At 71.8% G+C, this 24424-nt stretch carries 19 protein-coding genes; 10 read left to right on the top strand and 9 right to left on the bottom strand.

Annotated elements, in window-relative coordinates:
- Window positions 1-62: 62 nt before the first annotated feature.
- Window positions 63-2381 carry an SF1B family DNA helicase RecD2 gene (recD2, locus tag HEK131_RS04775; protein ID WP_244333785.1) on the bottom strand — a complete coding sequence of 773 codons (2319 nt, stop codon included), beginning with the start codon at window positions 2379-2381 and terminating at the stop codon, window positions 63-65.
- Window positions 2382-2560: 179 nt separating this feature from the next.
- Between recD2 and HEK131_RS04770 the strand changes: the two genes are divergently transcribed.
- From HEK131_RS04770 to HEK131_RS04755, 4 genes are read left to right on the top strand one after another with little or no spacing between them, the layout of a single operon-like run.
- Window positions 2561-3619, top strand: a complete 1059-nt coding sequence (locus HEK131_RS04770) for a LacI family DNA-binding transcriptional regulator (protein ID WP_217461813.1) — start codon at window positions 2561-2563, stop codon at window positions 3617-3619.
- Complete coding sequence (locus HEK131_RS04765) at window positions 3616-5148, top strand: sugar ABC transporter ATP-binding protein (protein WP_244333784.1); 1533 nt, start codon at window positions 3616-3618, stop codon at window positions 5146-5148. The genes HEK131_RS04770 and HEK131_RS04765 overlap by 4 nt, the downstream gene beginning before the upstream one ends.
- The gene (locus tag HEK131_RS04760) at window positions 5138-7090 is read left to right on the top strand and encodes an ABC transporter permease/substrate-binding protein (RefSeq protein WP_244333783.1); all 1953 of its coding nucleotides are present in this window, start codon (window positions 5138-5140) and stop codon (window positions 7088-7090) included. The genes HEK131_RS04765 and HEK131_RS04760 overlap by 11 nt, the downstream gene beginning before the upstream one ends.
- 41 nt (window positions 7091-7131) lie before the next feature.
- Complete coding sequence (locus HEK131_RS04755; RefSeq protein ID WP_244333782.1) at window positions 7132-8034, top strand: ribokinase; 903 nt, start codon at window positions 7132-7134, stop codon at window positions 8032-8034.
- A gap of 178 nt (window positions 8035-8212) precedes the next feature.
- Here HEK131_RS04755 and HEK131_RS04750 read toward each other — a convergent pair whose 3' ends face one another.
- From HEK131_RS04750 to HEK131_RS04735, 4 genes are all read right to left on the bottom strand, one after another.
- Window positions 8213-10054 carry a glycoside hydrolase family 3 protein gene (locus HEK131_RS04750; protein ID WP_244333781.1) on the bottom strand — a complete coding sequence of 614 codons (1842 nt, stop codon included), beginning with the start codon at window positions 10052-10054 and terminating at the stop codon, window positions 8213-8215.
- A gap of 158 nt (window positions 10055-10212) precedes the next feature.
- Window positions 10213-11646 carry a S28 family serine protease gene (locus HEK131_RS04745; protein WP_244333780.1) on the bottom strand — a complete coding sequence of 478 codons (1434 nt, stop codon included), beginning with the start codon at window positions 11644-11646 and terminating at the stop codon, window positions 10213-10215.
- Window positions 11647-11733: 87 nt separating this feature from the next.
- Window positions 11734-12147 (bottom strand): hypothetical protein, encoded by a 414-nt coding sequence (locus HEK131_RS04740; protein WP_244333779.1) that lies wholly within the window; start codon window positions 12145-12147, stop codon window positions 11734-11736.
- An 85-nt stretch (window positions 12148-12232) separates the two neighbouring features.
- Window positions 12233-15952, bottom strand: coding sequence for an ABC transporter ATP-binding protein (locus HEK131_RS04735; protein ID WP_244333778.1), 3720 nt, complete (start codon window positions 15950-15952; stop codon window positions 12233-12235).
- 154 nt (window positions 15953-16106) lie between these two features.
- Here HEK131_RS04735 and HEK131_RS04730 point away from each other — a divergent pair, with 154 nt between their 5' ends.
- A complete protein-coding gene (locus HEK131_RS04730) occupies window positions 16107-16448 on the top strand; it encodes a hypothetical protein (protein WP_244333777.1) in 342 nt (113 codons plus the stop codon).
- Here HEK131_RS04730 and HEK131_RS04725 read toward each other — a convergent pair.
- Both HEK131_RS04725 and HEK131_RS04720 read right to left on the bottom strand, forming a co-directional pair.
- Window positions 16381-17427 carry an esterase-like activity of phytase family protein gene (locus HEK131_RS04725; RefSeq protein WP_244333776.1) on the bottom strand — a complete coding sequence of 349 codons (1047 nt, stop codon included), beginning with the start codon at window positions 17425-17427 and terminating at the stop codon, window positions 16381-16383. The genes HEK131_RS04730 and HEK131_RS04725 overlap by 68 nt on opposite strands.
- A 54-nt stretch (window positions 17428-17481) precedes the next feature.
- The gene (locus HEK131_RS04720; protein WP_244333775.1) at window positions 17482-18399 is read right to left on the bottom strand and encodes a serine hydrolase; all 918 of its coding nucleotides are present in this window, start codon (window positions 18397-18399) and stop codon (window positions 17482-17484) included.
- A gap of 186 nt (window positions 18400-18585) precedes the next feature.
- On the opposite strand from HEK131_RS04720, the gene HEK131_RS04715 reads away from it, so the two are divergent.
- The 3 genes from HEK131_RS04715 to HEK131_RS04710 are packed head-to-tail and all read left to right on the top strand — an operon-like array spanning window position 18586 to window position 19318.
- Entirely contained in the window at window positions 18586-18942 is a 357-nt protein-coding gene (locus tag HEK131_RS04715) for a WXG100 family type VII secretion target (protein WP_244333774.1), read from the top strand.
- The gene (locus HEK131_RS30110) at window positions 18939-19061 is read left to right on the top strand and encodes a hypothetical protein (protein ID WP_279614243.1); all 123 of its coding nucleotides are present in this window, start codon (window positions 18939-18941) and stop codon (window positions 19059-19061) included. Before HEK131_RS04715 ends, HEK131_RS30110 begins: the two co-directional genes overlap by 4 nt.
- Window positions 19058-19318: a hypothetical protein gene (locus HEK131_RS04710; RefSeq protein ID WP_244333773.1), complete on the top strand. Its 261-nt coding sequence runs from the start codon at window positions 19058-19060 to the stop codon at window positions 19316-19318. The genes HEK131_RS30110 and HEK131_RS04710 overlap by 4 nt, the downstream gene beginning before the upstream one ends.
- Here the strand turns inward: HEK131_RS04710 and HEK131_RS04705 are convergent.
- Window positions 19298-20176, bottom strand: a complete 879-nt coding sequence (locus tag HEK131_RS04705) for a helix-turn-helix transcriptional regulator (protein ID WP_244333772.1) — start codon at window positions 20174-20176, stop codon at window positions 19298-19300. The two genes, HEK131_RS04710 and HEK131_RS04705, sit on opposite strands and share 21 nt — an antisense overlap.
- A gap of 124 nt (window positions 20177-20300) precedes the next feature.
- Between HEK131_RS04705 and HEK131_RS04700 the strand changes: the two genes are divergently transcribed.
- Together HEK131_RS04700 and HEK131_RS04695 are read left to right on the top strand one after the other, a co-directional pair.
- Complete coding sequence (locus tag HEK131_RS04700) at window positions 20301-21689, top strand: MFS transporter (protein ID WP_244333771.1); 1389 nt, start codon at window positions 20301-20303, stop codon at window positions 21687-21689.
- 170 nt (window positions 21690-21859) lie between these two features.
- On the top strand, window positions 21860-22663 hold the full coding sequence (locus HEK131_RS04695) for an endonuclease I family protein (RefSeq protein ID WP_244333770.1): 804 nt from the start codon (window positions 21860-21862) through the stop codon (window positions 22661-22663).
- Window positions 22664-22733: 70 nt separating this feature from the next.
- Here the strand turns inward: HEK131_RS04695 and HEK131_RS04690 are convergent, their stop codons facing one another.
- Window positions 22734-24419, bottom strand: coding sequence for a thiamine pyrophosphate-binding protein (locus HEK131_RS04690; protein WP_244333769.1), 1686 nt, complete (start codon window positions 24417-24419; stop codon window positions 22734-22736).
- Window positions 24420-24424: the final 5 nt, after the last annotated feature.

Below are 24424 nucleotides of genomic sequence, written 5' to 3'. Positions count from 1 at the left end.
CAGGAGAGTGCACTCGGGGTCGCCACTTGGCCCATCGGCGGCACTCAGTGCCGTCAACCTGCTCATCCTGCCCCCTGGCCGGGGGTTCCGGAAGTGCTCTGTGACCTTCGTGACTCATTTGATCGATCATTTTTGCCGACGAGCCTGAAGTCGAGCGCCGTACACCGCCGTCCGGCCGACACCGTGCGCACGGCCTGCGCGATCGCCTTGCGTGAACCCACCAGCACCACGAGCCTCTTGGCGCGGGTGACCGCCGTGTACAGCAGGTTCCGCTGGAGCATCATCCAGGCCCCGGTGGTGACCGGGATCACCACCGCAGGGTATTCACTGCCCTGGGAGCGGTGAATGGTCACGGCGTACGCGTGGGCCAGTTCGTCCAGTTCGTCGAATTCGTACCCCACCTCCTCGTCCTCGTCCGTCAGCACCGTCAGGCGCTGCTCGACCGGATCGAGTGAGGTGACCACTCCCACGGTGCCGTTGAAGACGCCGTTCTCGCCCTTCTCGTAGTTGTTGCGGACCTGGGTGACCTTGTCGCCGACCCGGAAGACCCTGCCGCCGAACCGCTTCTCCGGCACGTCGGGCCGGCCGGGGGTGACGGCCTGCTGGAGCAGGCCGTTGAGGGCGCCGGCGCCCGCCGGGCCCCGGTGCATGGGGGCGAGGACCTGCACGTCCCGGCGCGGGTCGAGGCCGAAGCGGGCCGGGATGCGGCGGGCGGCCACGTCCACGGTGAGCCGGCCGGCCTCCTCGGTGTCGTCCTCGACGAAGAGGAAGAAGTCCTCCAGGCCCTCGGTGAGCGGGTGTCGGCCCGCGTTGATCCGGTGCGCGTTGGTGACCACGCCGGACCGCTGGGCCTGGCGGAAGACGCGGGTGAGCCGGACGGCGGGCACCGGGCTGCCGTCGGCCAGCAGATCCCGCAGCACCTCCCCGGCGCCGACGCTGGGCAACTGGTCCACATCGCCGACGAAGAGCAGATGGGCGCCGGGCGGCACGGCCTTGACCAGCTTGTTGGCCAGCAGGAGGTCCAGCATGGACGCCTCGTCCACCACCACGAGGTCGGCGTCCAGCGGGCGGTCGCGGTCGTAGGCGGCGTCGCCGCCGGGCTTCAGCTCCAGCAGCCGGTGCACGGTGGACGCCTCGGCGCCGGTCAGCTCGGCCAGCCGCTTGGCGGCGCGGCCGGTGGGCGCGGCGAGCAGCACTTTGGCCCGCCGGGCGCGGGCGAGTTCCACGATCGAGCGGACGGTGAAGGACTTGCCGCAGCCGGGGCCGCCGGTGAGGACGGCGACCTTCTCGGTGAGCGCGAGCCGGACGGCGGCCTCCTGTTCGGGCGCGAGCTCGGTGCCGGTACGGCCCTTCAGCCAGCCGAGCGCCTTGTCCCAGTTCACGTCCCGGAAGGCCGGCATCCGGTCCTCCCCGGTGCGCAGCAGGCGCAGCAACTGCGCGGCGAGGGCGAGTTCGGCCCGGTGGAAGGGGACGAGATAGACGGCGGTGACGGGCTCGCCGCCGTCCGGGCCGGGGACCTTCTCCCGCACGACACCGGGCTCCTCGCCCTCCTCGCCGGGGGCCGCGAGTTCGGCCAGGCACTCGATGACCAGGCCGGTGTCGACCTGGAGGAGCTTCACCGCGTCCGCGATCAGGCGTTCCTCGGGGAGGAAGCAGTGGCCCTGGTCGGTGGACTGGGAAAGGGCGTACTGCAGGCCCGCCTTGACGCGTTCGGGGCTGTCGTGCGGGATGCCGACCGACCGGGCGATCTTGTCGGCGGTGAGGAAGCCGATGCCCCAGACGTCGGAGGCGAGCCGGTACGGCCGGTTCTTCACCACGGAGACGGAGGCGTCGCCGTACTTCTTGTAGATGCGCACGGCGATGGAGGTGGAGACCTCGACGGTCTGGAGGAAGAGCATGACCTCCTTGATCGCCTTCTGCTCCTCCCAGGCGTCGGCGATGCGGGCGGTGCGCTTGGGGCCGAGTCCGGGCACCTCGATCAGGCGCTTCGGCTCCTCCTCGATGATCCGCAGGGTGTCCAGGCCGAAGTGCCGGGTGATGCGGTCGGCGAAGACCGGGCCGATGCCCTTGACCAGGCCGGAGCCGAGGTAGCGGCGCATGCCCTGGACGGTGGCGGGGAGGACGGTCGTGTAGTTCTCGCAGGTGAACTGCCTGCCGTACTGCGGGTGCGAGCCCCAGCGGCCCTCCATGCGCAGCGACTCCCCCACCTGCGCGCCGAGCAGCGCGCCGACCACGGTGAGCAGATCGCCGCCGCCCCGGCCGGTGTCGACGCGGGCGACGGTGTAGCCGGTCTCCTCGTCGGCGTAGGTGATGCGCTCCAGCACGCCTTCCAGCTCGGCCAAGTGCCGTTCGCCCGGGGGGTTTCCCGCCTTTTGAGCCATGGAGCGACGGTACCGGCGGGGGCCGACAGCGAGCCTCGCGGCGGTCGCGCTCATCTGAGCGGAGTTCATCACAATCTGATTTCAGCCACCGGGGAGGGGGTTGTCCGGAACCCGTGTAATCGATTCCAATCCTCCGGACACGTCGTTGAAATCGATTCCACAAGGAGGTGGAGCCGTCGATGGCGAGCATCAAGGACGTCGCCGCCGCGGCGGGTGTCTCCGTCGCCACGGTCTCGCGCGTGCTGAACGCCCACCCTTCGGTGAGCGCCGAGGCGCGCTCCCGTGTGCTGGCCTCCGTGGCCGCGCTGGGCTACCGGCCCAACGCCGTGGCCCGCTCCCTGCGCACCGACCAGACCCATGCCCTCGGCCTGGTGATCGGCGATGTGCTCAACCCGTACTTCACCGAGCTGGCCCGCTCGGTGGAGGAGGCGGCACGCGCGCTGGGCTACAGCGTGATCATCGGCAACGCCGACGAGCGGCCCGACCTCCAGGACCACCACGTCCGCACCCTGCTGGACCGGCGGATCGACGGTCTGCTGGTCTCCCCGGCCCCCGGTGACTCCCCGCTGCTGCTGGACGCGGCCCGCGCGGGCACCCCGGTGGTCTTCGTGGACCGCTGGATCCCCGGCGCCGAGGTCCCCGTGGTCCGGGCCGACGGACGGCGGGCGGTACGGGACCTGGTGGCGCATCTGCACGGGCTCGGGCACCGGCGGCTCGCCATCATCGCGGGCCCGGCCGGCACCACGACCGGCAGCGAGCGGGTGACCGCGTTCCGGGACGCGATGGCCGCGTACGGACTGCCGCTGGCGGCCGAGTACATCGGGCACGGCGACTTCCAGGCGGCCAGCGGGCGCCGGGTCACCGAGGGCTTCCTCGCGCTGCCCGAGCCGCCCCGGGCGGTGTTCGCCGCCGACAACCTGATGGCGCTGGGCGCGCTGGACGCGATCCGGGCGCGCGGGCTCCGGGTGCCGGACGACATCGCGCTGGCGGTGTTCGACGACATCCCGTGGTTCGTGCACACCGAACCGCCGATCACCGCCATCGCCCAGCCCACCGGCGAACTGGGCCGGGCCGCCGTACGCGCCCTGGTCGACCGGATCGAGGGGCGGGCCGCCGAGTCCGTGACCCTCGACGCCCGGCTGGTCGTGCGCCGCTCGTGCGGAGCCCCGGCGCCCGTACTGATTCCTCCCACGTCCCCCATGCGAAGGAGCACCCCCGTGCAGAGGAGCACACCGTGAGCGATCCCGACGAACTGCTGCGCGTCGAGGGCATACGCAAGGCGTTCCCCGGTGTGGTCGCGCTGGACGGCGTCGACTTCGGCCTGCGCCGGGGCGAGGTCCATGTCCTGCTCGGCGAGAACGGCGCGGGCAAGTCCACCCTGATCAAGACCCTCTCCGGCGCCTGCCCGCCCGACTCCGGGCGCATCCTGGTCGAAGGCACCGAGGTCCGCGTGCGCAGCGCGCGGGACGCGGAGGCGCTCGGGATCGCCACCATCTACCAGGAGTTCAACCTGGTCCCCGATCTGACGGTGGCCGAGAACATCTTCCTGGGCCGTCAGCCGCGCCGCTTCGGCATGGTGGACCGGGGGCGGATGGAGGCCGACGCCGAGGTCCTGCTGAAGCGGGTCGGGCTGGCCGTCTCCCCGCGCACCCGCGTGCGTGAACTGGGCATCGCCCGGCTCCAGATGGTGGAGATCGCCAAGGCGCTCAGTCTGGACGCCCGGGTGCTGATCATGGACGAGCCGACCGCCGTGCTCACCTCCGAGGAGGTCGGCCGGCTGTTCACGCTGGTGCGCTCGCTGCGCGCGGACGGCGTCGGCATCGTGTTCATCACCCACCACCTGGACGAGATCGCCGCCCTCGGCGACCGGGTCACCGTGATCCGCGACGGCCGCAGCGTGGGCCAGGTCCCGGCGTCCACGCCCGAGGACGAACTCGTCCGGCTCATGGTGGGCCGCTCCATCGAGCAGCAGTACCCGCGTGAACGCCCCGAGCGGGGCGAGCCGTTGCTCGCCGTGGAGGGGCTGACCCGTGACGGGGTCTTCCACGACGTGAGCTTCGAGGTGCACGCCGGTGAGGTCGTCGGCATCGCCGGGCTGGTCGGCGCGGGCCGTACCGAGGTCGCGCGGGCGGTGTTCGGCGCCGACCCGTACGACGCGGGCACGGTGAAGGTGCGCGGCACCGCGCTGCGACGGCACGACGTCGACGCGGCGCTGACGGCCGGGATCGGTCTGGTGCCCGAGGACCGCAAGGGCCAGGGCCTGGTGCTGGACGCCTCCGTGGCGGAGAACCTGGGCCTGGTGACCCTGCGTTCGGCCAGCCGGGCCGGGCTGGTGGACCGCAAGGGCCAGCACGAGGCCGCCGGGCGGATCGCCGAGCGGCTGAACGTGCGGATGGCCGGCCTCGGCCAGCACGCGCGCACCCTGTCCGGCGGCAACCAGCAGAAGGTCGTCATCGGCAAGTGGCTGCTGGCCGACGCCCGGGTGCTGATCCTCGACGAGCCGACGCGCGGCATCGACGTCGGCGCGAAGGTCGAGATCTACCAGCTCGTCAACGAACTCACCGCGGCCGGTGCGGCCGTCCTGATGATCTCCAGCGACCTGCCCGAGGTGCTCGGCATGAGCGACCGGGTGCTGGTGATGGCCCAGGGCCGGATCGCGGGTGAACTCAGCTCCGGCGAGGCCACCCAGGACGCCGTCATGTCCCTCGCCGTGGGCACCCCCACGATCGACCCCAGTACCGAAACGGAGGCCCCCGGTGGCCGCTGACACCCTCAAGAGCCGGGCGGGCTCCGGCGACGCCCCGGCGCGCGGCATCGGCCGCCTGCTGCTCGACAACGGCGCGCTGACCGCGCTGATCGTCCTCGTCATCGCGCTGTCGGTGCTCTCCGGGGACTTCCTGACCACGGACAACCTGCTCAACATCGGTGTGCAGGCGGCCGTGACGGCGATCCTCGCCTTCGGTGTGACCTTCGTGATCGTCTCGGCGGGCATCGACCTGTCGGTGGGCTCGGTGGCCGCGCTGTCGGCGACCGTGCTGGCCTGGAGCGCCACCTCGCACGGGGTGCCGGTCGCCCTCGCGGTGGTCCTGGCGCTGGCCACGGGCATCGCGGCGGGCCTGGTCAACGGCTTCCTGACGGCGTACGGGAAGCTGCCGCCGTTCATCGCCACACTGGCCATGCTGTCGGTGGCGCGCGGTCTGTCGCTGGTCATCTCCGGGGGCGTGCCGATCCCGTTCCCGGACTCCGTCTCGCACCTCGGGGACACCCTCGGCTCCTGGCTGCCGGTACCCGTGCTGGTCATGGTGGTGATGGGGCTGCTCGCGGCGTTCGTGCTGGGGCGGACCTACATCGGCCGGTCGATGTACGCGATCGGCGGCAACGAGGAGGCCGCGCGCCTCTCCGGCCTGAGGGTGAAGCGGCAGAAGCTCGCCGTGTACGCGCTGTCCGGCGTGTTCGCGGCCGTCGCCGGTGTGGTGCTCGCCTCCCGGCTCTCCTCGGCGCAGCCGCAGGCCGCCGACGGCTACGAGCTGGACGCCATCGCGGCCGTCGTCATCGGCGGTGCCTCGCTGGCGGGCGGCACCGGCAAGGCGTCGGGCACCCTGATCGGCGCGCTCATCCTCGCGGTGCTGCGCAACGGCCTCAACCTGCTCTCGGTCTCCGCGTTCTGGCAGCAGGTCGTCATCGGTGTCGTCATCGCGCTGGCGGTGCTGCTGGACACCGTGCGCCGCAAGGCCGGGGCGACCCCGGTGGCGGCCGGTACCGGCGGCGGGAACCGGGGCAAGCAGGCGGCGACCTACGGGCTCGCGGCCGTGGTGACGGTGGCGGTCGTCGGCGCGACCTCCTTCCTGCACAGCGGCTCCGCCTCGGCGAGCCCCAAGCTGGGTCTGTCGCTGTCGACGCTGAACAACCCGTTCTTCGTGCAGATCCGCGACGGCGCCCAGGCGGAGGCGAAGAAGCGGGGCGTGGACCTCACCGTCACCGACGCCCGTGACGACGCCTCCCAGCAGGCCGACCAGCTCCAGAACTTCACCAGCTCCGGCTACGGCGCGGTCATCGTCAACCCGGTCGACTCCGACGCGGCCGGCAACTCGGTGAAGGCCGCGGGCAAGGCCGGCATCCCGGTGATCGCCGTGGACCGCGGCGTCAACAAGGCGAAGATCGCCGCGCTGGTCGCCTCCGACAACGTGGCGGGCGGCGAGCTGGCCGCCAAGACGGTCGCGGAGAAGCTCGGCGGCAAGGGACGGATCGTCGTCCTCCAGGGCCAGGCGGGCACCTCCGCCGCGCGCGAGCGCGCCGAGGGCTTCGCCAAGGGGCTGAAGAAGTACCCCGGCATCAAGGTGCTGGCCCAGCAGCCCGCCGACTTCGACCGGGCCAAGGGTCTCGACGTGATGTCCAACCTGCTCCAGGCCCACCCCGATGTGCAGGGCGTCATCGCGGCCAACGACGAGATGGCCCTCGGCGCCATCAAGGCACTCGGCGCGAAGGCGGGCAGGTCGGTGCAGGTCGTCGGCTTCGACGGCACCCCGGACGGACTGAAGGCCGTCAAGGGCGGCAGTCTGTACGCGTCGGTGGCGCAGCAGCCGACCCAGCTCGGCCGGATCGCCGTGACCAACGCGCTCAAGGCGCTGGACGGCGGCAAGGTCGCGCCGACGGTGATGGTGCCGGTCAAGGTGGTCACCCGCGAGAACGTGGACGGCTTCACCGGCTGACAGCGCCTCACCTCTTTGCCCACATCTGCAAGGGAGCCTTGATGTACGACTACGACCTGCTGGTCGTGGGGTCCGCCAACGCCGATCTGGTGGTCGGTGTGGAGCGGCGGCCGGGTGCCGGGGAGACGGTGCTCGGCGGTGACCTGGCCGTCCATCCGGGCGGCAAGGGTGCCAACCAGGCGGTCGCCGCCGCCCGCCTCGGCGCCCGTACGGCGCTGCTGGCGCGGGTCGGCGACGACGGCCACGGCACGCTGCTGCTGGACTCGCTCCGCTCGGCCGGGGTGGACACCTCGGCGGTGCTCGCGGGCGGGGCACCGACCGGGGTCGCGCTGATCACCGTCGACCCGTCCGGGGACAACAGCATCGTGGTCTCCCCCGGCGCCAACTCCCGCCTCACCGAAGGTGATGTGCGAGCGGATGTGGTGGGCGCGGCCAGGGTGGTGTCGGCCCAGTTGGAGATCCCGCTGGAGACGGTGGCGGCCGTGGTGCGGGCGCTGCCCGAGGACACCCGGTTCGTGCTGAACCCGTCCCCGCCGCGCCCGCTGCCCTACGAGGTGCTGGCCGCCTGCGATCCGCTGGTGGTCAACGAGCACGAGGCGCGGGTGCTGCTAGGCGACCAGGAGGCGGGCGACGACCCGGCCGACCGGGCCCGGCGCCTGCTGGCCCTGGGTCCGCGCTCGGTGGTGGTGACGCTGGGCGCGAAGGGCGCGCTGGTGTGCGACGCCTCGGGCGTATGCGCGGTGCCGTCGGTGGCGGTGGCCGCCGTGGACACCACGGGTGCCGGGGACGCCTTCACGGCCGCGCTGGCCTGGCGGCTGGGCGCGGGCGAGGAGCTGCCGGTGGCTGCGGCGTACGCGGCTCGCGTCGGTGCGGCGGCGGTGACCCGGCGCGGGGCGCAGGAGTCGTACCCGACGGCGGCGGACGTGGCGGCGCTGGACGCCTGAGAAAGTTTCGAGGGGGCGTCCCCGGTCTCGTCGACCGGGGACGCCCCCTCGGCTTTCCCCCTACGTGCCGGAGCTTCGCAATCCCCCCACGGAATCCCCCCCGAAGCCCTGACGCGTAGTACGACACCGGATGGCGGCGAAGGGTTGCACGCTCGGGAGAAGTTTTTTTCGCGGGCCCCTAGTAGCTCAGCCCGTGTCCCAGGGGATACAGCTCCTTCGCCGGGTCGTCCGCCCGCGCGATCGGCACCGGGAGCTTGCCGCGCGGCTTCACCCGGCCCGCGATGACCCGTGCTGCGGCGCGGAGTTCGACGTCGGTCCAGCAGTAGGCGGCCAGGTGTGCCTTGACCTCGGTGAGCTGGGCGATGTCGTACGGGTTGCGGACCGCCAGCGCGACGACCGGGCGGCCGGTGGCCAATAGCCGTTGCACAAGCGTGCGTTGGGAGCTGGCCGCCGTGACGTTGTACGTGGCCACGATCACCGCGTCGGCGTCCTGGGCGGCGGTGACCGCCTTGGTGATGGCGTCCGTCGTGGGTGCGGTGCCGGTGGACAACGCCGTTGCGGTGAAGCCCAGTTCGGTGAGCGCGGCGGCCAGTACGCCGGTGGGCGGGCCGGTGGTGCCGGACGGGGAGGCCGGGTCGGCGCCGACGACCAGGACCTTGGGCTGCCTGCGCCGGTCCAGCGGGAGCAGCCGGCCCTCGTTGGCCAGCAGGGTGGTGGTGCGGTCGGCGATGTGGTCGGCGGCGGCCAGGTGCCGCTTGTTGCCCACGGTCCGGTCGACACCGGCGCGGGTGACGCGGGTGCCCCGGAAGAGGCCGAGCCTCGCCTTCATGCGGAGGATGCGCAGAACCGATTCCTCCACGCGGGCCTCGGTCAGCTCCCCGTTGCGGACGGCGGCCAGCACCGCGTTCCAGGCCACGTCCATGGAGGGCGGGTTGAGCAACTGGTCGACCCCGGCCTTGAGCGCCAGCACCGGCACCCGGTCGTCGCCGTACTTGGTGCGGACGCCCTCCATGCCGAGGGAGTCGGTGATGACGACGCCGTCGTAGCCGAGTTCGCCGCGCAGGATGCCGGTGACGATCGGGTGGGAGAGGGTGGCGGGGTCGCCGGACGGGTCTAGCGCGGGGAACTGGATGTGCGCCGTCATGACGGAGTCGATGCCCGCGGCGACGGCGGCCCGGAACGGCACCGCGTCCAGCCTGTCCCACAGCTCCCGGCTGTGGGTGATGACGGGGAACCCGGTGTGGCTGTCGACGGCGGTGTCCCCGTGCCCCGGGAAGTGCTTGGCGGTGGCGGCGACCCCGGCCGACTGGTAGCCCTTCACCTCGGCCGCGACCAGGGTGCCCACCAGCTCCGGGTCGGCGCCGAAGGAGCGGACGCCGATGACCGGGTTGGCGGGGTTGACGTTGACGTCGGCGTCGGGCGCGTAGTCCTGGTTGACGCCCATCGCGCGCAGCTCGGTGCCGGAGATCCAGCCGGTGGTGCGCACATCGGTGCGGGAGCGGCCGGCGGCCAGGGCCATGGCGCCGGGGAGCAGGGTGGCGGGCTTGCCGATGCGGCAGACCGCGCCGTGCTCCTGGTCGGTGGCGATGAGCATGGGCAGCCCGCGCGGCCGGGTCAGCGACGAGCGCTGGATGCCGTTGGAGAGGTCCGCGATCTGGTGGGGGTCGCGGGTGTTGTGCGCCCAGGTGAAGTAGATGATGCCGCCGACCCGGTAACGCCCGATCAGCTCGTCGGCGGTGCGGACGCCCAGTTCCTTGACGTTGGCGTCGATGTCGGCCTGGTCGGGGGCGGTGGCGGAGTGGCCGTAGACGCGCGAGACGAAGAGCTGGCCGACCTTCTCCTCCAGCGTCATCCGCGCGATGAGCGCGCGCAGCGCGGCGTCGCCCGGGGTGGCGGCCTGGGCGGTGCCGGAGGCGGTGGGGACGGCGAGGGCGGCGCCGAGGCCGGCCGTCGCCGCGAGGAGGGCCCGTCTGGAGGTCCGTGCGGTGTTTCCCGTGCTTCCCGTGCTGGTGTGGTGCACGTGCGCCCCTTCCGAAGGAGAGAACCGCTGAAGGAAACTTTCGGAAATCACCAATATCCGGGAAGTTTCTTTCCGTCAAGGGAACTCACGGGGCATCACCCACCGCCACGGAAAAGGGGGGCGCCGGACGAACCGGCGCCCCCCTTCACGTCTCTGCCCTACGGGCGCAGCGCGGGCTCGCGCTCCACGTCCCGTACGTCCAGCTTGCCGTCGAACCGGGCCAGCGGCTTCGCCGCCGACGGGTCGGCCTGGACCGCCGGGGACGCCACCCCGGCCCACTCGAGGATGCGGGCGGTTGCGAAGGCCCGCTCGTCGGCGACGAGACCGGCGACATTGGCGCCGTGGTTCATGCCGGGCGCGGTGTACACGTGGGAGTCACGGGCGCCCGCGCCGGGGCGGAACCGCTCCGAGCCCCAGGGGTCGTTCTGCCCGTACACGAAGAGCATCTGCCGGGCGTGGTGCCTGACCCAGGTGTCCACGTCCCGCATGGCGCCCTTCTGGAAGCGCATCGGGATGGAGCGGGGCACGAAGTTGCGCGGCGGCTGGTAGCCGTAGCGGATCAGCTTCCGCTCGATGTGCGGGAAGCCGATGGTGGGCGCGCCGAGCTGGGTGCCCGCCTGGTAGTAGTACGGCGTGTACTGCTCCAGGCCCTGGTCGGCGTAGGCGGAGAAGCCGGAGATGGTGTCGACCGAGTCCCAGATCGCGTCGTCGGTCGCGGTGGCGGCGCCGGACGGGATCGAGTCGCAGTCGGCGAGGCCGCTGTACTGCCAGAAGCCCCACACGTAGTCGAGGACGACGGCCTCGTACGCCTTGTCCAGGGAGCCGACGGTGGTGAAGGTGTAGCCGTTGTCGGCGGCGTACTGGGCGTACCGCCGCTCCAGCGGCTCGCGGCGGACCAGGGCCTCGCGCTGGACGGCGTTCAGCTTGTCGCGGCACTCCTTGGTGCCGACGCGCTCGAAGAAGCGGTCGTAGGCCGAGTCCTCGTCGTTCACGACGTCGTTGGGGGCGACGTAGGCGACCACGCCGTCCATGTCGCGGGGGTAGAAGCGCTCGTAGTAGGTGGCCGTCATGCCGCCCTTGGAGCCGCCGGTGGCCAGCCAGTTGGCGGAGTACAGCGGCTTCAGCGCCTCGTAGACGGCGTGCTGGTCGCTCGCGGCCTGCCAGATGTCCAGCTTGGACCAGTCGGCCGGGGCCGGGCGGGACGGGGTGAAGAAGCGGTACTCCAGCGAGACCTGGTTGCCGTCCACGATCTGGGTGGGCTCGCGGCGCGACGGCGTGGTGGAGACGTTGTAGCCGCTGGTGTAGAAGACGGTCGGGCGGCTCACGTCCTTGTGCAGCACGGTGATCCGCTGCTGGAAGGTGCCCCTGGCCGGGTGCCGGTGGTCGACCGGCTGGGTGAAGTTCAGGACGAAGTAGCGGTAGCCGGTGTACGGCTTCTCCTCCACCAGGCTGATGCCGGGTATCGCCAGCAGCCGGTCCTTGATGTCCGTGGGTGCCTGCGGTGCGGTGGTGGCCGCCCCCGCTGTGCCCGCCGTGCCCAGTGTGCCGATGAGCACCGTGAGCGCCAGCAGCCATCTCAGCGCCTTGCGCATGCGCACTCTCCCCTGTGAGACAGATGTCCGCCGGAAGCTATCCGAGCAACTGCCTTCACACCAGAGGGGATTGGCCGGATCGCGCGATCAGCACAGAATCCAGCCGGAGCTGACCGTCCCCGTGCCGACCGCTCCGCGCACCTTGACGCACCGGTGCCCTGCGTGGACGGTCACGGGTCCGGCGTGGTGTTTGTAGCGGCCCAGGTCGGTCACCGGCCGGTTGCCGCGCGCCTGCAGGCTGACCGACAGGACGCGGCCGGCGCCGGAGGACTTGGCGACGGTGACCGCGCAGACGTAGCCGTTGCCCCGGTACAGGTGGACGGTGCCGGTACGGAACGGCAGCGCGCGCACCTGACGTCCGGCGCACCACCCGCCGGTGGCGGCCCCCGCGGTGCCGGGGGCGGCGAGGGCGAACGCCCCGGACAGGGTCAGCGCCGTCGCGCCGAGCGCGGCCCACCGCCGTATCGCACCACCGTCCACGGCCGTCCTTCCCCGCCCCATGGGCACACTTCTGCGATCTACGTACTGATGTACGGACGCAGCGGATGTGCCGGATGGTTGCACGGCCGTCAGCGAAACGCGCCGCTCAGGGGGTCGCGCCGACCGGCTCCTCCGGCTCCGACTGGCCCACGAAGGTCCGCCACATGTCGGCGTACCGGCCGTCGAGGGCGAGGAGTTCGGTGTGGTGGCCGTCCTCCACGACCCGGCCGTGCTCCATGACGACCACCCGGTCGGCGCGGGCCGCGGTGGTCAGCCGGTGGGCCACCACCAGGGTGGTGCGGCGGCCCGAGAGCCGGTCGGTGGCGTGGTTGACCTGCGCCTCGGTGGCGAGGTCCAGCGCGGCCGTCGCCTCGTCCAGGAGCAGCACGTCGGGGTCGACGAGCTCGGCGCGGGCGAGCGCGATGAGCTGGCGCTGGCCGGCCGAGAGGTTGCGGCCGCGCTCGGCGACCTCGTGCAGATAGCCGCCCTCCAGGGTCGCGATCATCTCGTGCGCGCCGACCGCCCGCGCCGCCGCCTCCACCTCCGCGTCGGTCGCCTCGGGCCGCCCGTAGGCGATGGCGTCGCGGACCGTGCCGGGGAACAGGTACGCCTCCTGCGGCACCACACCGAGCCGGTGCCGGTACGAGGTGAGGTCCAGGGAGCGCAGATCGGTGCCGTCGGCCGTGACCCGGCCCGAGGTCGGGTCGTAGAACCGCGCGACCAGCTTGACCAGGGTGGACTTGCCCGCGCCGGTCTCACCGACGAACGCGACGGTCTGCCCGGCCGGGATGGCCAGGTCGATGCCGGTGAGCGCCTCCTCCTCGTCGCCGTAGGCGAAGGACACGTCCTCGAAGGCGATGTCGCCGCGCAGCGAGAGCACGTCCAGCGGGGCGGCGGCGGACCCGGTGGAGGCGGGTTCGCGCAGCAGCTCCTGGATGCGGCCCAGCGAGACCGTGGCCTGCTGGTAGCCGTCGAAGACCTGGGACAACTGCTGCACCGGGGCGAAGAACAGGTCGATGTAGAGCAGGTAGGCGACCAGCGCGCCCGTGGTCAGCGTGGCCGCCTCCACCCGCCCGGCGCCCGAGATCAGCACGGCGGCGGCCGCGACCGAGGACAGGAGCTGCACGAAGGGGAAGTAGATCGAGATCAGCCACTGGCCCCGTATGCGGGCCTGCCGGTAGGAGTCGCTGCGCTCGGCGAACCGGCGCCCGCCGTCCCGCTCGCGCCGGAACGCCTGCACGATCCTGAGGCCCGCCACCGACTCCTGGAGCTCGGCGTTGACCACCGACACCCGCTCGCGCGCCAGCTCGTACGCCTTCACGCTGGCCCGGCGGAAGAAGAAGGTGGCGATGACCAGCGGGGGCAGGGTGGCGAAGACGACGAGCGCGAGCTGGATGTCCAGCACCAGCAGGGCGCCCATGATGCCGAAGAAGGTGACGACCGAGACGAACGCGGTGACCAGGCCGGTCTGGAGGAACGTGGACAACGCGTCCACGTCCGTGGTCATCCGGGTCATGATCCGGCCGGTCAGCTCGCGCTCGTAGTAGTCCAGGCCGAGCCGCTGGAGCTGGGTGAAGATCTTCAGCCGCAGCGCGTACAGCACGCGCTCGCCGGTGCGGCCGGTCATCCGGGTCTCGCCGTACTGCGCCGTCCACTGCACCAGCACGGTGAGCAGACCGAGCAGGGAGGCCGCCCACACCGCGCCGAGGGCGGTCCGGGTGACGCCCTCGTCGATGCCGTGCCGGATCAGCACCGGCAGCAGCAGGCCCGAGCCCGCGTCCACGGCGACCAGCAGCAGGCTGATCAGCAGGGGGCGCCCGAAGCCGTGCAGCAGCCGGCGCAGCCCGTAGGAGTCCTCGGCGCGCACCGCGCGGGCCTCGTCCACGTCCGGGGTGTCGGTGGCCGGGGGCAGCGCCTCGACCTGGGCGAGCAGCTCGGGCGTGGCCGGCGTGCCGGACAGGGTCTCTTCCCTGGGCGTACGGTCGCCGGTCCACAGGCGGGGGGTGACCCCGCGCTCGGCGTCGAACTCGGCGTCCAGCTCCTCGCGGACGGAGGTGTCCTCGGCCGGCTCGACCGGGCGGGCGTGGCCCGGCGAGGGGGCGCCCAGCTCGTCGGGGTCGGTGAGCAGCCTGCGGTAGAGCGGACAGCGCTTCTGCAGTTCCGCGTCGGTGCCGACGTCGACCAGGCGGCCGCCGTCCAGCACGGCGATGCGGTCGGCGAGGCTGAGGGTGGAGCGGCGGTGGGCTATGAGGAGGGTGGTGCGGCCCGCCATGACGTGGGCGAGCGCCTCGTGGATCTCGTGCTCGACCCGTACGTCCACGGCCGAGGTGGCGTCGTCCAGCACCAGCAGGCGGGGGTCGGTGAGCAGGGCGCGGGCGAGCGCGAGGCGCTGGCGCTGGCCGCCGGAGAGGGTCAGGCCGTGCTCGCCGACCTTGGTGTCGTACCCCTCGGGCAGCTCGGCGATGAAGCGGTCGGCCTGGGCGGCGCGGGCGGCGGCCTCGATGTCGTCCTGGGTGGCGTCGGGGCGGCCGTAGGCGAGGTTCTCGCGGACGGTGGCGGAGAACAGGAAGGAGTCCTCCGGGACCAGGCCGATCGCGGCGCGCAGCGAGTCGAGCGTCAGCTCGCGCACGTCGTGGCCGCCGACCAGGACGGCGCCGTGGGTGACGTCGTAGAAGCGCGGCAGGAGCAGGGAGAGGGTGGACTTGCCGGAGCCGGAGGAGCCGACGACGGCCAGGGTCTCGCCGGGCCGGATCTCCAGGCTGAGCCCGTCGAGCACCGGGCGCCCGGGGTCGTATCCGAAGGACACGTCGTCGAACTCGACGGAGGCGGGGGCGTCGGCGGGGAGGGTCTTGGTGCCTTCGCGCAGGGTCGGCTCGGTGTCGATCAGCTCCAGCACGCGTTCGGTGCCCGCGCGGGCCTGCTGGCCGATGGTGAGGACCACGGCGAGCATCCGCACCGGGCCGACGAGCTGGGCGAGGTAGGTGGAGAAGGCGACGAAGGTGCCGAGCGTGATGTGCCCGCGCACCGCGAGCCAGCCGCCGAGGGCCAGCATGGCGACCTGGCCGAGCGCGGGGACGGCCTGGAGGGCGGGGGTGTACCTGCTGTTCAGCCGGATGGTGCGCAGCCGCCCCGCGAACAGCCTGCGGCCGACCTCGCGCAGCTTCCCGGTCTCCTGCTCCTCCTGCCCGAACCCCTTGACCACGCGGACGCCGCTCACCGCGCCGTCGACCACGCCCGCGACGGCGGCGGCCTGGGCCTGGGCGTACCAGGTGGCGGGGTGCAGCCTGGTGCGGCTGCGGCGGGCGATCCAGCCGAGCGCGGGGGCGACGGCGAGCGCGACCAGGGTCAGCGGCGGCGACAGCCAGGCCATGATGCCGAGCGAGATCAGGAAGAGCAGGACGTTCCCGATGGTCATCGGGAGCATGAACAGCAGGCCCTGGATCAACTGGAGGTCGCTGGTGGCGCGGCCGACGACCTGCCCGGTGGACAGCTCGTCCTGGCGGCGGCCGTCGAGCCGGGTGATCGCGTCGAACATCCCGGTCCGCAGGTCGTGCTGGACGTCCAGGGCGAGCCGTCCGCCGTAGTAACGGCGGACATAGGCGAGGGCGTAGATCAGGACGGCGGCGCCGACCAGGGCGCCCGCCCAGGGGGCCATGTCCCGGGTGTGGTCGCCGATCACGTCGTCGATGATCACCTTGGTGACCAGCGGGACCACGGCCATGACGGCCATCCCGCCCAGGGAGGCGCCGAGCGCCAGGACGACGTCCTTCGGATGGCGCCAGGCGTATCCCGCCAGCCGTCGTGCCCATCCCCGTTGCGGTCCCACGCGGGTGTCCTCCGTCGGTCTGCCTGATCTTCCGTGAGGCACAAACACGGGGGCGCAGGGGGGTATTCCGGGCGGGGGTGTCGTCCGGCGGGCGGGGTGCCCGCATATGTGCTGGAATGCGTCGCGTCGTAGGGGCTCTGCGCTGGAGGCTCGCATGGACAAGGGCAACATCGACACACCGGACGCGGGCGATCTGGACGCGGCGGCGCGGCGCTACTGCGCGGAGGAGGGCTGGTCCCTCCCGGACGGCGGCTCCCCGGTCCGGCCGGCCGGTCTGCACGGCGTGGAGGATCTGCGCCGGGCGGTCCACGCGGTCGGCCGGGGGCGCCGCGATCCGCACGACGAGATCCGGCGGCACATCGAGGAGCGGGCGCGGGCGCTGGGTCTGACGGCGGAGATCCCGTCGGACTGGAACGCGGACGGGAGTCTCAGTCGAGGCGGACGCGGAGGCGGTAGAGGCGGGTCGTCTGGGCCGGGTTCTGGTTGTCGTCGCTGACGAGGAGCACCTTGAGGGTGTGCTCGTGGCCGGTGACCGTCATCCCCTCGATGTTGTCGAGCAGCGGGTTGGGCTGGGGCTGGCGGGCGGTCGCGCCGAGGGTGGGGCAGTCGGCGAGGTCGGCGAGCGGGGTCTTGCGGAGGGTCCGGACTCCGGGCTGCCCGGTGAGGTGCTCGACGCGTGAGGTGTCCGTGGCGCGGCGCGGGTCGGCGAGGCTCAGCCGGACGGTGTTGCCGACGCCCGCCTCGAAACCGCGCTCCAGCACGAGGAGGCGCCCGTCCGGGGTGGCCTGCACCTCGGGCACGCCCAGACTCGGGTCGTCGGTCCGGTACGCGTACTGCGGGCCGAGCCGGAACCGGCCGTGGTCCCGCGTCCAGGTCTGGAAGCGGACGGTGCCGGGGTCGTCACCGGCGAGGGCGTACTCCATGGACGCGAGCAGGGTCCGGCCGCCGGGCAGGAGGGTCAGCCCCTCGAAGGTCTGGTTGGCGGTGGCACGGCCCGCGGGGGTGACCTTCAGCGCGTCGGGCACCGGCAGCCGCTCCAGCAGTTCGCCCGCGCGGGAGTACCGCCGCACGGACGGCTCGGTCTCGGAGGTGACCAGCCTCGTGCCGTCCCGGTCGACGGCGAGCCCTTCGGAGTCCAGCCCGCCGCCCGCTTCGTCGGCGAGCGGTACGGCGGCGGTCGGCCGCGGCCTCTTCGTATCGATCCGGAACAGGGCTGACCGGTCCGAGAGCGCCGCGAGCGAGCCGTCGCGGTCGACGGCGAGGGCGGAGAGGTTGCCGACGTAGGTGCCGTCGTAGGTGGTCTTGTCGAGGGTGTCGGAGAAGCCGTCGATGGCGACGGAGGCCGAACAGGCGTGACTCTGCTGTTCGTCGGCGTGCGCGGTGCCGCTGGCACTGGCACTGGCACTGGCACTGGCACTGGCACTGGCGGCGAGGGTGGCGGCGGCGAGGGCCGCGAGCAGGGTGCGTGGACGCATGCCGGTCACCGTAGGGCGTGCGCGGTGACCGGCGGGAGAGCGCCCGGTGAAGGATCAGCCCTGCGGCGGGGTCGCGACGAAGGCCTCGCTGGGAGTGCTGGTGGGGACGTACAGGGCCGTCTTCGACGTGGTCGGGACGAGGTCCTTGTGGATGGCCCTGGAGACGTTCTGGATGGTGGTCACGCCGTAGTCCATCGTGCTGTTGTCCTGGGTCAGCACGGTGATCGTGTAGTCGTGGCCCGCGCCGTTGAAGGTGCCGAGGCTGTGCACGCGCCAGCCGTGGGTGGCCCGCTGGAGCCAGCCGTTCTTGACGTGGACGGCGACGGTGGAGGGGGCGCCGGCGGGGGTGCCCCAGCGCTGGGAGGAGACGACCTGGCCCATCAACTTCAGGATGTAGGCACGGGAGTTGTCGCTCAGCACGGAGTTCTTGGCGGTGACGAGCTTCAGCAGCTTCTGCTCGTCGGTGACATTGATCTGGGTCAGGCCCCAGTAACCGTCCGCGCCCGGCGTGGTCTTCGTCATCCCGGCGGCCGACAGGAAGCCCTTGACCTTCGTCGTCCCGAGCTGCTTCCACAGCTTGGTGGTCGCGGCGTTGTCCGACTTCGTGATCATGGCCGTGGCGAGCGAGGTCTCGGTGCTGGTCAGGTACCGGTTCCGCTTCTTCGCGTCCCACAACAGGGTGGCCAGCACGGTGACCTTGACGGTGCTGGCCGAGTCGTACGCGCTGGTCGCGCGCAGCGTGCAGGTGGTGTTGGTGGACCGCTCGTACACCCCGAGCGCGACGCTGCCCTTGCGGCCCGCGAGCGCGGCGGTGATGTCCTTGCTCAGCTTGGCCGCGAGGCCCGACTTGGCGGAGGTACAGCTCACCGCGGTGGCGGCGGAGGCGGGGGCGGCAGCCACCACGGGTATGAGCAATGCGCCACCGAGCACGGCGGCTATCGCTCCCTTGCGTCTTGATGTCCGATGCGTCATGCATCGGATGACTCATGGGGGTGGGTGAGGGTTGTACTGGTGTTCGTGAAGGTGGGGGGCGACGCCTCCACTCAACGTGATCACAAAGCGATCTTTGCCGTCTCTTGGCGTTCTCTTCGATTGCAAACCGTCGCCCCCACTAGGGTCGTTGGGTTGGCGCGTCGGCGGAGGGGACGAGAGCGGCACATGGGTGACCAGGGCAGCGACGGCAAGATACTCGACATCAAGATCGCCGATCTGAAGAAGACGGCTCCGCGTTTCCAGACGCACAGCCACGATCTCGCCAAGGCCCTCACCAAGCTGAAGGCCGCGCTCGGAGAAGCGGGTTCACCGTGGGGTGACGACGAGCAGGGCGAAGCGTTCCACAAGGCGTATGGGCCGATCGTGAAGAAGATCGAGCACGCCGCGTCCATCCTCTCCGACGGCATAGCGAGCATCCACGAAGCGATGAGCGACATGGCGGACAGTCACATCGACAACGAGGAGCTCATCCGCTCGATGTTCAGCAAGGTCGGCGCGAAGGGCGAGGGACGGTCCGAGTGAGCGCGGCGGACAAGGCGAAGGAGATCATCCAGGATCTCACCGGCATGGACAGGCTGGATCGATTCAACGAGCTCACCCTGGGGCGCAGCTGGATTTCTATTTTCGGAGGACCGGAGTGACATTCCGCAATCATCAGGAACTCGACGTGACCGTGGTGGCAGTGGCGCCCGTAGGGGCACAAGTGAATGTCGACGGTGAGAGCGGATTTATCGACCAGGTGAAACACCCATCCTGGTGGGACGAGCGCACCGCACCGCCCCAGGTGGGAGATCAACTGCATGTTGTCGTCCTCGACGCCAGCAGAAACCCTCCCCGTCTCAGCGCACTGCAGCAGGACATCGACATCGCCCGGCGGCTACGACCAGGCGGCGAGTGAACCGGAACCCGACACGGCGCAGGATCCGTCGAGGCCCCCGAGCATGCGGAGTGCTCGTTCCGAGCCCGAGCCCGCTTCCGCCGTGTACGTGATCAGCCGCTGGCCCGAGGGAGTCGGGAGGGTCAGGGTTTCGAAGGTCAGGTCCAGGGGGCCCGCGGTCGGGTGGTGGAGGTGTTTGACGCCTGAGGTGCAGGTGCGGACCGGGTGGCGGTTCCAGAGGGTAGTGAACTCGGGTGATTGGATGGTCAGTTGGCCTATTAGGTCGATCAGGTCGTCCGGGTGGTGGGCCGCTGTCTGGCGGAGGGAGGCCACCGCCAGGGTCGCTTCCGTGGGCCAGTCCCGGTGGAGGGCGCGGTAGTCGGGGTCCAGGAAGAGCATGCGGGTGAGGTTGGGGCGCGTGGCCGGGGTGTCGGGGAGGGTGGTGGGGAGGTGGGGGGCCAGGAGGGCGTGGCCGGGGGTGTTCCAGGCCAGGATGTCGTTGCGGCGGTCCAGCGCGAGGGCGGGGACGCCCGGCATCGCGGACAGCAACTGCCGTATCGACGCGCTCGCGTGTCCCGGGCGGGACGGGGCCGTACGGCGGGACGGGCGGGCGAGGGCGCGTAGGTGCGCCGTCTCGTCGTCGGTCAGGCGGAGGGTCCGGGCGATGGCGGTCAGGACGGAGTCGGAGGCGCCAGCCGCGCGGCCCTGTTCCAGGCGGGTGTAGTGGGTGACGCTGACGCCGGAGAGCATGGCCAGCTCCTCCCGGCGCAGGCCGCTCACCCGGCGCCGGGTCGGCAGCGGAGTGAGGCCCACCTCCTCCGGACGCAGCGCGGCCCGGCGGGACTTGAGGAACTCGCCCAGGTCGGACGGGACGTCCATCGCTGCCTCCTGGAGGTCGGGGCTTCCATGATGGCGCGCTCCGCCCCGCCCAGGGTGGTCACGTCATGACCACCCTTCCCACGGTTCTGGCTGGCCCCGCGCCCCTCCGGCCAGCCTGACGGACATGACGACGACGCTCGCACCGACTCTCACCCCCCGCCTCCGCCTCACCCTCGTCCTTCTCCTCGCCGCCCAGTTCATGCTCGCCGTGGACTTCTCCATCCTCAACGTCGCCCTCCCCGTCATCGGCCAGGGCCTCGGCTTCCCCCTCGGTCAACTCCAGTGGATCGGCACCTCATTCGCCCTCTGCGCCGCCGGCTTCACCCTCCTCTTCGGCCGCGTCGCCGACCTCTTCGGGCGCCGTCGGCTGTTCCTGGGCGGCCTCGCCGTACTCGCCGTCGCCTCGCTCGCGGGCGGTCTCGCCACCAGCCCCGAAGTGCTGCTCGCCGCACGCGTGCTGCAAGGGCTCGCCACGGCCGCGGTGACCCCGGCGGGGCTGTCGCTGATGACGACCTCGTTCCCCGAGGGGCCCCTGCGGGAGAAGGCGCTCGGGCTCAACGGAGCTTTGATGTCAGCGGGGTTCACCACCGGCGCGGTCCTCGGCGGCGTGCTGACCGACCTGCTCTCCTGGCGCTGGGCCTTCTTCATCAACGTCCCCGTCGCCCTCGCCGTACTGCTCCTCGCCCCAACGGTCGTCGCGGAGTCCAGGCCCGTCCAGCGCCCCAGGCTGGACCTCCCCGGCGCCCTCACCGTCACCCTCGGCCTCCTCGCGGTGGTCCTCGGCCTCACCCAGGCCGGTGAGCACGGCTGGACCTCCCCGTACGCGCTGCTCTCGCTCGCCGTCGGCGCCACCCTGCTGCTCGCCTTCCACGCCGTGGAGCGCCGGGCGGCCGCCCCGCTCGTGCCGCTCGGGATACTGCGGAAGCCCACCGTGGCCTGGGGGAACGTCGTCGGGCTGCTCGCGTTCCTCACCGAGACCTCGCTGGTCTTCCTGCTGACCCTGTACCTCCAGGAGGTGCTCGGCTTCTCCCCGCTCGCGGCCGGGCTGGCCTTCGGCGTGCTGGGCGCGGGTACGGTCGTCGGCGGCTCGGTCGCGCCTCGGGTCATCGCCAGGCTGGGCAACCGGCGGACGCTGATCGTCGGCGGCCTGGTCCAGGCGGTGTCCACGGCCGCGCTGCTGGGGCTCGGCGAGGGGCACGGCTCGCTGCCCCTGCTGCTCGCCGCCACCTTCACCGGCGGCGTCGGCAACATGCTCGTCATCGTCGGCTTCATGGTCACCGCCACATCAGGTCTGGCCGACCACGAGCAGGGTCTCGCCACCGGTCTGGCCACGATGACCCAGCAGATCGGCATCACCATGGGCGCCCCGGTCATGAGCGCGATCGCCACCGCCGCGATGCCGGGCCCGACCGCCCCCGCCGTCCTGACCGGCCTGAAGACGGCGATCGGGGTGAACGCGGCGCTGGTGCTCCTGGGCGTGCTCGCGGGCAGTAGGGCCGCCAGGCGGCCCTAGGGGGCGCGAGCCCCGACGGCAGGGGCGGTCACCGTCCCGTCAAACAGCGCACAGCGCAGCCCACTTGCCGGATCTCGTCACACAACGGTCACCTCCTCTTCACCGCCACGCCCGCGTGTCCATGTCACGCTCGTTGTCCGCTCAATCAACCCGCGTAGATCGGCACCCTCATGCCCGTGACGCACATGCACCGTTGGAAGGTCCCGGCACTGGCCGTTTCGGCACTGCTCGTCGGCCTCACCCTGCCTGCGGCGGTAGCCACCCCGGCAAACGCGACGACGACCTCGTACGACACCACGTACTACAAGAACGCCGTCGGCAAGACGGGCGCGAGCCTCAAGTCCTCGCTGCACACCATCATCAGCAGCCAGAGCAAGATCTCGTACTCGGCGGTCTGGGACGCGCTGAAGGTCACCGACCAGGACCCGAACAACAGCAACAACGTGATCCTGCTCTACAGCGGTGTCTCGCGCAGCAAGTCCCTCAACGGCGGCGACGTCGGCGACTGGAACCGCGAGCACACCTGGGCCAAGTCGCACGGCGACTTCGGCGAGGTCACCGGCCCCGGCACCGACCTGCACCACCTGCGCCCCGCGGACGTGTCGGTCAACAGCATCCGCGGCAACAAGGACTTCGACAACGGCGGCAGCGCGGTCAGCGGCGGGGGCGGCAGCCTCACCGACTCCGACTCCTTCGAGCCGCGCGACGCGGACAAGGGCGACGTGGCCCGGATGATCCTCTACATGGCGGTCCGCTACGACGGGGGCGACGGCTTCGCCGACCTGGAGCCCAACGAGAAGGTCGGCAACGGCAGCAACCCGTACATCGGCAAGCTGTCCGTCCTCAAGCAGTGGAGCGACGAGGACCCGCCGAGCGCCTTCGAGGAGAAGCGCAACCAGGTCATCTACGACACCTACCAGCACAACCGCAACCCGTTCATCGACCACCCGGAGTGGGTCGACGCGATCTGGTAGAAGCACGACAGCGGTGAACCTGCCCCCGCACGGGGGAAGTTCACCGCTGTCCGGTGTCCGGCGCGGCCGCTCAGCCCAGGTGCGTGGGCGCGAACATCCGCAGCACCGCCGGGAGCACGACCACCGACGGCCCGGGTGCGGCCAGGGCCTTGGCCAGGTCCGCCTCCAGGGTCTCGGGAGACGTCCGCACGCCCGGTACCCCGAAGGACTCCGCCAGGGCCACGTAGTCAGGGCGGGTGAGTTCCGTCGCCGTGGCCTGGCCGAAGGCGTCCGTCATGTACTCGCGGAGGATGCCGTAGCCACCGTCGTCGACGATGAGCCACGTCACGGGGAGGCCGTACTGCTTCGCCGTCGCCAGTTCCGCGATGGAGTACAGGGCGCCCCCGTCGCCGGAGACCGCGAGGACCGGGCGGGTCGGATCGGCCGCCGCCGCGCCGAGGGCCGCGGGGAAGCCGTAGCCGAGGCCGCCGGCGCCCTGGGCCGAGTGCATGGTGTTGGAGCCGCGCGGGTCGAAGGCGGACCAGGCCCAGTAGGCGAGGATCGTCATGTCCCAGAAGGACGGGGAACCGGCGGGCAGGGCGCGGCGGACGGACGCCAACACGTCCTGTTCCAGGGCGAGTTCCTGACCCGCGATGCGGTCCGCGACGCGGGCCAGTACGTCCCGGACCCGGTCCGGCGCCGTGGCGTCGTCCCGCTCCGCCACCGTCTCCAGCAGGGCCTGCAGCGCCAGGCGGGCGTCCGCGTGGATGCCCAGCGCCGGGTGGTTGGACTCCAGCTTGCCGAGGTCGGCCTCGATCTGGATCACCCGGCCACGCGGCTTGAACGTGTGGTAGTTCGAGGAGAGTTCACCCAGGCCCGAGCCGACCACCAGCAGGACGTCGGCGTCCTCCAGGAGGTCCGTCATGTGGCGGTCCTCCAGCCAGGACTGGAGGGACAGCGGGTGCTCCCAGGGGAAGGCGCCCTTACCGCCGAAGGTGGTCACCACGGGGGCGTCCAGCTTCTCCGCGAGCTGCCGCAGCTTGCCCGAGGCGTCCGACCGTACGACTCCCCCGCCCGCGATGATCGCCGGACGCTCCGCCCTGGACAGCAGGTCGGCCGCGACCGCCGTGAGCTCGACGCGCGGGACCAGGTCCTCCGGGAGGGCGTCCGGCGCCGTCACCTGGGGCAGCGAGGTCTCCACGAGGAGGACGTCCTGCGGGATCTCCACCCACACCGGGCCGTGCGGGGCCGTGAGCGCGGACCGCCATGCCTCCGCGATCGCCGACGGGATCTGCGACTGCGTACGGACCGTGTGAACCGACTTCACCACGCCCCGGAACGACGCCGACTGGTCGGGGAGTTCGTGCAGATAACCGTGTCGACCACCGCCCAGCCCCGCCGTCGGGATCTGGCTGCTGATCGCCAGGACGGGCGCCGAGGCGGACGCCGCCTCCTGCAGGGCCGCCAGCGAGGTCAGCGCGCCCGGCCCGGTGGAGAGCAGCAGCGGTGCCGCCTCCCCGGTGATCCGGCCGTACGCGTCCGCCGCGAAGCCCGCGTTGTTCTCCACCCGTAGGCCGATGTAGCGCAGCGAGGAGCGGCGCAGCGCGTCGAACATGCCGAGCGCGTGCTGGCCGGGCAGGCCGAAGACGGTCGTCGCGCCCAGCCCGGCCAGGGTCTCCACGACCAGGTCGCCGCCGTTGCGCCCCGGCGGGGGATTCAGGGCCGCCTCCGTCTGCGCCTCGGTCGGGCGGAGTTCCAGGTCGTGGTCGTGCGTCACGTCGC

The organism is Streptomyces seoulensis, assembly GCF_022846655.1.
In the GTDB taxonomy this organism is placed as follows: domain Bacteria; phylum Actinomycetota; class Actinomycetes; order Streptomycetales; family Streptomycetaceae; genus Streptomyces.
This window is presented reverse-complemented; position numbering and strand designations above follow the sequence as displayed.